Source organism: Stenotrophomonas sp., from assembly GCF_032066555.1.
In the GTDB taxonomy this organism is placed as follows: Bacteria; Pseudomonadota; Gammaproteobacteria; order Xanthomonadales; family Xanthomonadaceae; genus Stenotrophomonas.
Map to the genome: position 1 here is coordinate 111,626 of NZ_DAMBKV010000007.1, position 10,519 is coordinate 122,144.

Genomic DNA, 10,519 nt, shown 5'->3' on the forward strand with positions numbered 1-10,519 from the left:
CCCGTCGAACGCCCTTGCGCCAGCGCAAGGGCCGGGGCGTGGAGCGAGGGTTGGGATGAGGGGACGCTTTTGATCTTGCCGGGTAAAGCCCCTGCCGAGCATGGCTCGGCACTACAGTGGCCTTTGCTCCTTCTCCCGCTTGCGGGGTGAGAGGGGCAGCTTGCGAACCATTGGTTCGCTGCCCGTCGAACGCCCTTGCGCCAGCGCAAGGGCCGGGGCGTGGAGCGAGGGTTGGGGTGAGGGGACGCCTCTGATCTTGCCGGTAAGGCCCTTGCCGAGCATGGCTCGGCACTACAGTGGCCTGCTTTGGCCTCAGCCTTGCGTCCGCAGCAGCTGATGCAAGGTGCTCTTCAACCTGCGGCCTTCCTCGCGCAGGTAATCACGTTCATCCCGCCACGCAGGAAAACGCGCTTCCACTTCCGCCCAGAACGCCGGCGAGTGGTTGGCCTGCAGCAGATGACACAGCTCGTGCACCAATACGTATTCAAACGCCGATGGCCGCGCCAATACCAAGGCCAGATCCAGCGCCATCGAGCCATCCGGCGCCAGTGATCCCCATTGCGAGGACATCACCTTGGGCCGCAGCCGTGACGGCGCCCGCGCCAGGCCCGGCAGATAACGCGGCAGCCACTGGCCGACATCGGCACGCACCTGCACTTCGTAGAATTCGCGCAGCGCGCGCCGCAAGGCGGGCTCCCCTGCACGCGCCGGCAACTGGATCGTCACTCCATCGGCATCCGCCTCGATGCGGGTAAACCGCCCTTCCTGCCACTGCACCGGCAACAGCTCACCGCGCAACGGCAGCACACCGGACTCACGCAGGCGCAAGGCCGGTGCCAGCAAGCCATCGCCTCCCAGCCGCGCCAACTGCTGCTGCAGCCATTGCCGGTTGGCCTGCAGGAAACGCTCGCCGGAAACCAGGCTCGCCCGCAGCGGCAAGGTCAGCCGTGCACCGCGTTCGTCCACGCTGAGTTTGAGCCGGCGTGCACGCGGATCACGCACGCGCAGCACTTCGATCTCAGCATCGTCCAGACGCAGGCGCACCGTGTCGCGCTGGATCACCGGCGCGGCGGGGGTCATCAGACGGCGAAGCAGACTAACCATGGTCCCAGCATAGTCCCTACCCGGTTACGAAACCGGGTAGGTCAGCAACGGGTTCAGCTATCAGCCTTGCTCAGCTTGAATGCCTGCTCCAACAACAGGAACAGTCGGCGGATTTCACCACTCTGCAGGGCGAAGCGGGCATCCAGTTCGGCGCGGCGGCCTTCCTCGTCGATGTGCTCGAGCTGGTCCAGCGCACCATCAAGGAACTTCAGCTTGCGCACGATCAGGTCGTCGCCGAGCACGAAGGACAAGTTGTCCTCGAACACCAGCGCCAGCTTGGTGACCTGCTTGCCGGCGTCCAGGTGCTTGTCGATCTCGTCGCAGCGCAGTTCCTGATGCTGGCACTTGACCACCGCGCCACCTTCGGCCGGGTCCTTCATCTCGCATTCTTCGCCCAGGCTCAGGCCTTCGGGCAGCGGTTCGCCGGCGATCCACGCGGTCAGGATGGCGCGCGGTGCGACTTCGGCGTTCAGCGGCATTGCCGGGAAGCTGCCGAGCATGCCGCGGATGTCACTCATCACGTTCTCGCCGGTCTTGCGGCTGGAACTGTCGACGGCGACGTAACCGTGCTGCAGATCGAGGAAGGCATCGGTGCGCGAGCTCTTGACGAAGGCGCGCGGCAGCAGCTCGTGCAGCAGGTCGTCCTTCAGGCGCTTACGCTCACGGCCGCCGGGCTTGCGCCCTTCCTTCTCTTCGATCTCTTCCAGCTTGCGCTGCAGCAGATCGTTGACCACCACGCTGGGCAGGATCTTGTCTTCACCGCCGACGGTCAGCCACAGCGCATCGCCGATGCGGTGCGAGAACTGGGTCTTTTCTTCACGACCAAACGGCGAGATGAAACCGCGCGAGGTCATTTCCAGCGCGCCGACCGGCTTGAGCACTACCTGCGGCAGCAGCGTGTCGACTTCGGAGAAATCAATGGAGGTAGGGAAACGGAACAGCGTGAGGTTCTTGAAAAACATGGATGTCCTATTTCGTATTCATGGTTCAGGGGCTTGCTTCTCGTCGCTGGAGAAGCTGCTCCGAAGAGCGCGCCCCCGTGGAGCCGGGGGCGGAAGAGGGTGATGCGCGGTGCCTGGTTTCAAACCACCGTAGCACTGCCTGCCCTCATCCCAGGCCTTCTCCCGGCGGAAGAAGGGCTGCTTGATCCTGCTGCTTGTCGCTGCCGTCCAGCCATGCCTGCGCATCGGACTGCGGTGCGTCTTCACGGCGACCCAGCGCCATGAAGTCGAACAGCTTGGGGTCGGCCAGTTGCGAGGGGCGGATATCACCCAGCGCGCGCGAGATCTGTTCGATGCGGCCAGGCGTGTCCTTCTCCCACTGTTTCATCATCAGGCCGATCTGCTTGCGCTGCAGGTTTTCCTGACTGCCGCACAGATTGCACGGAATGATCGGGAACTGGCGGGTGTTGGCGTACTCGATGATGTCCGCTTCGCGCACATAGGCCAGCGGGCGGATCACCACATGCTTGCCGTCGTCGCTGCGCAGCTTCGGCGGCATGCCGGAAATCTTGGAATGGTGGAACAGGTTCATGAAGAAGGTAGCCACCATGTCATCGCGGTGGTGGCCCAGCGCGATCTTGGTGAAACCATTGGCTTCGGCAAAGGTGTACAGCGAGCCACGGCGCATGCGCGAGCACAGCGAGCACATGGTCTTGCCTTCCGGAATCACCCGGCTGACCACCGAATACGTGTCCTGTTCGATGATGTGGTACGGCACGCCCACCGACGCCAGGTATTCCGGCAGCACATGCTCGGGGAAACCCGGCTGCTTCTGGTCCAGGTTCACCGCCACCAGCTCGAACGGCACCGGCGCCTTCTTCTGCAGCTGCAGCAGGATGTCCAGCAAGGTATAGCTGTCCTTGCCGCCGGACAGGCAGACCATCACCTTGTCGCCGGCCTCGATCATGCCGAAGTCGGCAATGGCCTGGCCTACCTGGTGACGCAGGCGTTTGCCGAGTTTCTGGTGTTCACGTTCGGCCACGTGCGGATCACGGGCCCGCGGGGCGGGATCGGGCAGGGAAATGACAGCGCTCATCCCGGGCATTCTACCGGCTGGGACGCGCCTCCACAGCGTCGGCTGCAGCAGCGTTGCACAAAAGCGTAATACCGGCGTCACCACGCGATGACAGCATTTCTGACTCCCTGTTCAGTTGTTGACTCCATCGTGCTCCCTACCCGTCTTGCTTCTGCTGTCTGTCACGCGCTCCTGCTTTCCGCTCTGGCTCCGGCCGCCGCACTGGCCCAGGATGCCGCCACACCCACACCCGCCGTGGCCAAGGACCTGGATACCGTCATCGTCACCGGCCGCAGCGGCACCGGTGTGCGGACCAAGGTGGAAACCAGCTATTCGGTAACCAATATCGAGGAAGAACAACTGCGCATGCAGGCGCCGACCAGCGTCACCGAGGCGCTGAAGTCGGTGCCCGGCTTCTGGGTGGAGGCCTCCGGCGGCGAAGCCAGCGGCAATATCCGCGCACGCGGCATCCCGGTCGACGGCTTCGGTTCGGTGACCCTGCTGGAAGATGGCATTCCGGTGGTGCACGACCCCGCGCTGGGCTATCTCAACGGCGACCAGGCCTTCCGCCTGGATGAAACCATCGAGCGTATCGAAGTGGTGCGTGGTGGTCCGGCATCGGTGATGTACTCCAACGCGCCGGCCGGTGCGATCAACTTCATCCCGCGCCAGGTCGGCGACGAAGCCAGCGGCGTGTTCAAGTACACCGTCGGCGACAGCGGCCTGAACCGCATGGACTTCGCCTATCGCAGCCCGTTGGCCAATGGCTGGAAGCTGCTGCTCGGCGGCTTCTACCGGGTCGAGGACGGCGTCCGCGATCCCGGCTTCAACGGCAACGAAGGCGGCCAGTTCCGCCTGAACCTGGCCAAGGAGTTCGAAGGCGGGCGCTTCAGCATCGATGCCAAGCACATGGACGACCGCGTCGCCCTGTACCTGGGCATCCCCATGTACACCAACGGCAAAGGCGACATCCGCGCAGTACCCGGCTTTGACGGCAATCACGGCACCCTGGCCGGTCCGGAGACGCGCCATCTGTCGATGAAGACCGCCGATGGCCGTGGCTGGGACTTCGACAACAGCGAAGGCACCCACGTCAAACGTGACCAGCTCACGCTGAAACTGGAAACCGAACTGGGTGCCGGCTGGGAGCTGGCGCAGTCGGCGCGCTTCAGCACGACCGACACCATCCGCAACGGCGTGTTCCCGAACTCGCTGACCCCGGCTGCCACCTTCCTCGATGGGCAGAAGAGCCTGCTGGCCGGCGTACCCGGCGCCGCCTCGCTGGGCCTGCGTTACGTCAACGGCAGCGGTGAGTTCAACACCGCCAACCAGAACGGCAACGGCCTGCTGGTCATTGGTGGCCTGCGCGGCCTGGACATCCCGGTGCGTGAGTTCGTCAGCGACACCCGTTTGATGCGCAGCTTCGACCTCGGCGGCCAGCAGCACAACCTGACCCTGGGCTATTACATGGCCTCGACCAAGGAAGACTACAGCCGCTATTCGTCCTCGGTGCTGATGGACGCCAGCAACAATGCCAGCCTGCTCGGGCTGGTAGCGCTGGACGCCAATGGCCAGGTGCTGAAGACCTTCACCGACAACGGTGTGTGGCGCTACGGCTACGAATGGAACAACGCCTCCGGCGAGCAGAAGACGCATGCCTTCTACGTCAGCGACGAGTGGCAGGTGAATGATCAGTTGCGCATCGACAGCGGCCTGCGCTGGGAAAAGGCCAGCAGCAGTGGCTGGAACGAGGTTCGCCGCAGCGTCAACGGCGGCACCCTGGCCACCTCGCAGATGCTGACCGGCTCGGGCATGTACGTGAACCACGACCTGAGCTCGGACGACCTGGGCTGGTCGATCGGTGCCAACTGGCAGTTCAACGACAGCATGGGCGTGTTCGGCCGCTGGACCTCGGCCTTCCGCCTGCCCAGCCTGGGCAACTACATCACCCGCAACGACAACTGCGACGCAAGCTCGGCCGAAACCGTCGCTGCCTGCGCCGCCGCCAACGGCAAGGTTGCCGATACCCAGACGATGGATCTGGCCGAGATCGGCTTCAAGTTCGCCAACCCGCTGTTCAGCGCTTACGCGACTGCCTTCTACACCAAGTACGACAACGTCGGCTTCAGCAACTACAACTTCAACCCGAACACCGGTGTGTCCAGCCGCGAGGCCGGCTATGCCAGCACCCGCACCTTCGGCGTGGAGCTGGAAACCGCGTGGTACCCCACCGACTGGCTCGACCTGCGCCTGACCGCCACCTGGCAGGATGCGCAGTACCGCGACCTGCGTTACAGCGAACTGGTCAACGGTGCGCCGGTGCTGCGTGACTTCGTCGGCAACCAGCTGATCCGTGTGCCGGAGCTGGGCGGGCGCCTCGTCGCCGGCATCAACCTGCTCGATCAGCGCCTGCGCCTGCAGGCGGCCGCCGAGCACCAGGGCGAACGCTATGTGGATACCGCCAACTCGGTGCGACTGCCGTCCTACGAAGTACTCAACCTCAGCGCGCGTTACGAGCTGACCGATCGCTTCTCGGTCTACGGCTACGTCGACAACGTCACCAACTCGCTGGGCCTGACCGAAGGCAATCCGCGCGCCGGTGAGCTGTCCAGCAGCGATGCCGGCGCCAGCGCCTTCATCGCCCGACCGCTGCTGGGCCGCAACTACCGCATGGCCGTGATGTACCGCTTCTGATGCGTAGCTTGCTCCCCGTATTGCTGGCGGCGTTTGCCGCCAGCACCACCGCACAAGCCGCCGACGTGCTGCACTTGCAAGGCACGCTGGAAGGCAAGGACCACCAGCGCTACCTGGCGCTGCCGTTCGAGGTGCCGGCCGGCACCGGTCGCGTCGCCGTCACCCTGCACCATGACGGCGCGCAGGACCGCACCGTCATCGACCTCGGCCTGCTCGATGCCAACGGCTTCCGTGGCTGGAGCGGCGGTTCGCGTTCGTCGATCAACGTGTCCCGCTACGACGCCAGCGGCGGTTACCTGCCAGGCGCAATTCCCGCCGGCAAATGGCAGGTGCTGCTCGGCATCCCCAATATCCGCGCCAGGGTGCAGACGCCGTACAAGGTGGAGGTGACCTTGTGGAGCGAGGCAGAGGTGGACGCCGGCAGCGACCGCAACGACCCGGTGTTGCGTGACAGCGCCGGCTGGTACCGCGGCGACCTGCACATGCACAGCACCCACAGCGACGGCAGCTGCAGCAGCCAGCAGGGCCGCAAGGTGCCCTGCCCCTTGTTCCTCAGCCTGCAGGCGGCGGTACGCCAGGGCCTGGATTTCGTCGCCCTCACCGAGCACAACACCGTCTCGCACCTGGAGGAAGTAGCCCGCCACCAACCGTGGTTCGACCAGTTGCTGCTGATCCCCGGCATGGAGGTCACCACCTTCCAGGGCCATGCCAATGTTTTCGGCGTCAACGGCCCGCTGCCCTTCCGGCTGGGCGAGCAGGTGCCGGACTGGAGCAGCCTGCTGGGCCAGCTCAAGCGCAGCGACGCGGTGTTCTCGATCAACCACCCCGCACTGCCCTCGGGCGAGGACTGCATGGGCTGCGGCTGGACCCCGGCCACACCGGTGGACATGGCGGCTGTGCAGGCGGTGGAAGTGGTCAACGGCAGCCAGGCCGATGGCCCGCGCGCCGGCGTCGGCTTCTGGGAGAAACAACTGCAGCAAGGTCGGCGCATGACCGCCATCGGTGGCAGTGACAGCCACAACCCGGGCGCGGCCAATGGCCCCTCCCCGATCGGCCTGCCGGCCACGCTGGTGCATGCGCCGGCGCTGTCGCGCAACGCCATCCTTGCCGCGCTCAAGCAGGGCCGGGTGGTGGTGGATGTGCGCAATGTCGCCGGCAGTCGCCTGGACCTGTGGCTGCAGAGTGATGCGGGGCAGCGCGCGGAGATGGGCCAGCAGTTGGCATTGCCGGCCGGGCAATGGGCCACCCTGCATGCCGAGCTGGACTATCCGCGGCCGGTGCGAATCGAGCTGATCGTCGATGGCCAGCGCCATCCCAGCAGCGTGGAGACCGGCGCCAATGGTGTGCAGCAGGCCAGCCTGCGCTGGCGCTCGGACGGCAAGCGGCATTGGCTGCGGGTGGACGCGCGCGACGCCGATGGCAGCCTGTTGCTACTGGGCAACCCGGTATACGTGAACTGGCCGCGCTGACCGGCTAAGCTGGCGGCATGTCCGAGCTGCCGCCAATCCACGAGCTGAACCAGCGCATCGCCGAGCTGCGGGCCGAGCACCGCAGCCTGGACGAACGTATCGCCAAGCTGGCCGCCAATCCCGACGACGACCTGGACGCCAAGCGCCTGAAGAAGCGCAAGCTGCAGCTCAAGGACTGCATCACCAAGCTGGAAAGCATGCTGATCCCGGACGAGCCAGCCTGAGCGCGGCTCAACACAGAACCAGCAAAGAAAACGGTAGTGCCGAGCCATGCTCGGCACGGGCCTTCCACTACAACCCATCAACCCCGCCGGGATTGTGGCAGCGGGGCAAGCCGCGACGCGGGCAGCATTGAGATCACCGGCATGCCTGCCCCCTGATTGAGCAGCGGCTTCGCGGTTTACGCCGCTCCTGCAAGCCTTGCAGCAAGCCAGTCCAACGGATCAATTACAGACCGTGGCCAACGCGGCAATCAAACGCACCAAGCTGACCTGGCCGCGCTCCCCGGTCTTGTCATAAATGGTTTTGAGCCGGCTCAACGCCGTGCCTTGGGTAATCCCACATTCCTGCGCCGCGACGCCAATATCAGCATGCCGATGCAGGGCCAGGGCCAAACGCGATTCGGCTTCTGTAAGCCCAAACAACTTTCGCAAGATGGGCTCCAACGATTCCGCAGCCTGCCCCACCTCGCGCACGAACACCAATAATGCGCCCTGCGCGTGCGGCGACCATTGCACAAGCCGGTGCGCGGTCAGCACCAGCTGCGGACGCTGCGCGCCGTCATGCACGATCAGTTTTTCCACATCGCCACCGGACAAGCGGCTGTCGCCGCGCAATGCCCGCTGCAACAAACCCTGTACACCCGCCCGCGCGCGGCCGGCCACGTTCAACCGGCCCTCCTCGCGACGCAACAGGCCACCTCCCAGCAAACGTTCGGCAGCGGCATTGCAGCGACAGATACGCAGGTCCCTGCCCAGCATCAACATCGCCACCGGCGAATGCTCCAGCGCCTGCTCCAACGTGGTTACCTGCTGCTGCAGGCCGCTGATCCGCCGCAGCATCGCGTAGGCATTGATCCAGTGCGGCGTAAGCGCCTGCATCAGCCCCAGTTCCGCCTCGCCATAGGCACGATGGATATCGCCGTGGCACAACGACAACGTCACCGAACTGCTGCCGTCGTACAGGCCCACCGACGCCACCTGCTGGACGATATCCAGCTGCCGGTAGTAGGCGTCATAGAAACCATTGTTCAGTGCTTCGCTGCGGGCCACGAATGCATCCGTGTTCAACACCCGGCCGATGGCCAACTGCGGTGTCACCCGCTTCATCCACGGATCCTCGCGCAGGTCCAGGTCAGCCAGCAGTCCAGCCATGCGTGCATGATCCACGCCATGGACATGGCTTACCTGTCCCTTGCCGGCGGCAACATCATGGATGAGCACACCGGTGATGTGGCTATCGGTGAACTCGGCCAGGCGTCGGTTGAAGGTCTGCAACGCCGAGATATCCAGCACCGCGGCATACAGGGGTTCGAGCAGTTCGCCCAAACGCCGCTCCCGCTGCTGCGTTGCAGCGGCTGATCGGCGGGACGGTGTTCCGATCGAGGCTGTGCCGGCACGAACCATGCTCATCCACGCACCCCCCTTGGACCCAGCCGGCAACCGGCGGGAGGGGCGATGCCCCGACGCGCTATGAATCGATGCTCCCGCTTCAAGGCCATCCCCCGGTTGTCAAGCCCTGACAGGGAGTGTTTTGGGTTTTTCCGCTGCGGTCAACTGTCGTGGACTGGGCGCTGCGTGGCTTGCACCGTCAGCCCCCCCGAACCACAGGCCTGGGAAAGCGGCAGGGGAACCTTGGGCAGACGCACGCATACCTTCGCAGTCTTGCTCGGCCCTGCACTCGCCATGCCCCGCCGGGTGATGGGTGCGCCGAAGTCCATGGACCGGCATCACAGCGCGGCTTGCGTCCCAATCAAGAGATCACCATGAACAAGCCATGCCGCCTGTCTGCAATCTTCCTGATGACCGCAACTGCACTGCCTGCAAGCGCTCAGTCCGGGTGGCTGGGAAAATGGAAGGAGACAAGTGGTGAGAGCCGCAACGCCATTGAGTTCAGCGAATTCGATGGTCAGGTGTTGATGACTGGAAGCATAGCGATCAGCGTAGGCAACAGCATCTACAACTACCCCAGAACATTGGCCACAGCACTTGTCTTCTCCAAGGACGGAGAGACGCTCCAGTTCAAGAACAAGCAGGGAGCCACCTATCTGCTCTGCGAGAAACAGTCGCCGTCCCGCCTTCGCTGCACCTCCACCGACACCTCGGGTCAAGCCGTTTATGAGCGTTCGTAACCCACGCCACTACCGCTACAGGCCTGTGCTGAGGCACGCAGTCTCCGAACCCAAGGCGGGACCCACTTGCTGATGCAGTCGGCTACCGGACGCACTCGGGTTGATGCGCGCACCCATTCCAGCACCAACAACGGAGAGAGAGCATGAGCACAAGCAAGCGGCCGTTCAACGGCGTGGGCCGGGCAGGACTTGCAGCACTGCTTCTGGCAACGGCCGGATGCGCGAATTTCACCCCGCTCGCCAGCAAGCGAACCCTCGACGATGGGTCCACCTGGCTCACCTATGATTCCTCTCGTCGCGGAACAATCATCATCCCTGCCACCTCTGCAGGAAAGTACCGCTTCTGTGCAGAGCCCTCACCCGATGTAGCCCTGGTTCTGGCCAGCAAGCTGAAAGCAAGCGGCAAGGCGACGAAAGGCGCGGAAGCCGGGACTGAGATGGACATGTCAGCCAGCGCGATGGAACTGGCGGGAAGGAATCATTCGGTTCTTCTTGCACGCGACGCGATGTTCCGCCTGTGCGAGGCCTCTCTCAACAACGCCTTCAGTTCAACCGAGTACCTGGAGCTCTTCAACCAGATACTGCAGATGACCACGTCGATAGCAACCGCGGATGCGGAAAACGCCAAGGCAAGGGTGGCATTGGCGACCAGCCTGAAGGAACAACTGCAAAGAATGCCAGCGCTTTCGGAGCAGACCCCTGCCGAGACGAAAATGATTCAGGACACCCTTGAATCACTGAAATCAATCCGCTGAGCGCGGCGGGCACGTGCACGACCCGCAACCCCTCACCGGCGCGTAGTGCCGAGCCACGCTCGGCAGGGGCGTTACCCGCAAAGCATCCGTACACCGGGCCGCAAACCACAGACCAGAACCTACCCCTCCCC

Annotated in this window: 9 protein-coding genes; 5 read left to right on the top strand and 4 right to left on the bottom strand. The window is 64.4% G+C overall.

The window, feature by feature from the left end:
* Positions 1 to 312 precede the first annotated feature (312 nt).
* From RT131_RS10660 to ttcA, 3 genes are all read right to left on the bottom strand, one after another.
* A complete protein-coding gene (locus RT131_RS10660) occupies positions 313 to 1,104 on the bottom strand; it encodes a SprT family zinc-dependent metalloprotease (protein ID WP_313172791.1) in 792 nt (263 codons plus the stop codon).
* 53 nt (positions 1,105 to 1,157) lie between these two features.
* The gene (locus RT131_RS10665) at positions 1,158 to 2,066 is read right to left on the bottom strand and encodes a recombination-associated protein RdgC (protein WP_313172792.1); all 909 of its coding nucleotides are present in this window, start codon (positions 2,064 to 2,066) and stop codon (positions 1,158 to 1,160) included.
* Between the two features lie 145 nt (positions 2,067 to 2,211).
* Positions 2,212 to 3,141 carry a tRNA 2-thiocytidine(32) synthetase TtcA gene (gene ttcA, locus RT131_RS10670; RefSeq protein ID WP_313172793.1) on the bottom strand — a complete coding sequence of 310 codons (930 nt, stop codon included), beginning with the start codon at positions 3,139 to 3,141 and terminating at the stop codon, positions 2,212 to 2,214.
* A 234-nt stretch (positions 3,142 to 3,375) separates the two neighbouring features.
* Here ttcA and RT131_RS10675 point away from each other — a divergent pair, with 234 nt between their 5' ends.
* The 3 genes from RT131_RS10675 to RT131_RS10685 are packed head-to-tail and all read left to right on the top strand — an operon-like array spanning position 3,376 to position 7,507.
* On the top strand, positions 3,376 to 5,814 hold the full coding sequence (locus RT131_RS10675) for a TonB-dependent receptor (RefSeq protein WP_313172794.1): 2,439 nt from the start codon (positions 3,376 to 3,378) through the stop codon (positions 5,812 to 5,814).
* Entirely contained in the window at positions 5,814 to 7,283 is a 1,470-nt protein-coding gene (locus RT131_RS10680) for a CehA/McbA family metallohydrolase (RefSeq protein WP_313172795.1), read from the top strand. The genes RT131_RS10675 and RT131_RS10680 overlap by 1 nt, the downstream gene beginning before the upstream one ends.
* 17 nt (positions 7,284 to 7,300) lie before the next feature.
* Positions 7,301 to 7,507 (top strand): YdcH family protein, encoded by a 207-nt coding sequence (locus RT131_RS10685; protein ID WP_313172796.1) that lies wholly within the window; start codon positions 7,301 to 7,303, stop codon positions 7,505 to 7,507.
* A 219-nt stretch (positions 7,508 to 7,726) separates the two neighbouring features.
* On the opposite strand, the gene RT131_RS10690 is transcribed toward RT131_RS10685, so the two are convergent.
* Positions 7,727 to 8,830 carry a PAS domain-containing protein gene (locus RT131_RS10690; RefSeq protein WP_313172797.1) on the bottom strand — a complete coding sequence of 368 codons (1,104 nt, stop codon included), beginning with the start codon at positions 8,828 to 8,830 and terminating at the stop codon, positions 7,727 to 7,729.
* A 437-nt stretch (positions 8,831 to 9,267) separates the two neighbouring features.
* Between RT131_RS10690 and RT131_RS10695 the strand changes: the two genes are divergently transcribed.
* Positions 9,268 to 9,633 (top strand): hypothetical protein, encoded by a 366-nt coding sequence (locus RT131_RS10695; RefSeq protein WP_313172798.1) that lies wholly within the window; start codon positions 9,268 to 9,270, stop codon positions 9,631 to 9,633.
* 143 nt (positions 9,634 to 9,776) lie between these two features.
* On the top strand, positions 9,777 to 10,388 hold the full coding sequence (locus tag RT131_RS10700) for a hypothetical protein (protein WP_313172799.1): 612 nt from the start codon (positions 9,777 to 9,779) through the stop codon (positions 10,386 to 10,388).
* Positions 10,389 to 10,519 lie beyond the last annotated feature (131 nt).

What these genes read in the sequence shown, in the direction of transcription:
- RT131_RS10665 (WP_313172792.1), bottom strand. Translation starts at nt 2,066, where the DNA reads ATGTTTTTCAAGAACCTCACGCTGTTCCGTTTCCCTACCTCCATTGAT.
- RT131_RS10695 (WP_313172798.1), top strand. Translation starts at nt 9,268, where the DNA reads ATGAACAAGCCATGCCGCCTGTCTGCAATCTTCCTGATGACCGCAACT.
- RT131_RS10700 (WP_313172799.1), top strand. Translation starts at nt 9,777, where the DNA reads ATGAGCACAAGCAAGCGGCCGTTCAACGGCGTGGGCCGGGCAGGACTT.
- RT131_RS10660 (WP_313172791.1), bottom strand. Translation starts at nt 1,104, where the DNA reads ATGGTTAGTCTGCTTCGCCGTCTGATGACCCCCGCCGCGCCGGTGATC.
- RT131_RS10680 (WP_313172795.1), top strand. Translation starts at nt 5,814, where the DNA reads ATGCGTAGCTTGCTCCCCGTATTGCTGGCGGCGTTTGCCGCCAGCACC.
- RT131_RS10685 (WP_313172796.1), top strand. Translation starts at nt 7,301, where the DNA reads ATGTCCGAGCTGCCGCCAATCCACGAGCTGAACCAGCGCATCGCCGAG.
- ttcA (WP_313172793.1), bottom strand. Translation starts at nt 3,141, where the DNA reads ATGAGCGCTGTCATTTCCCTGCCCGATCCCGCCCCGCGGGCCCGTGAT.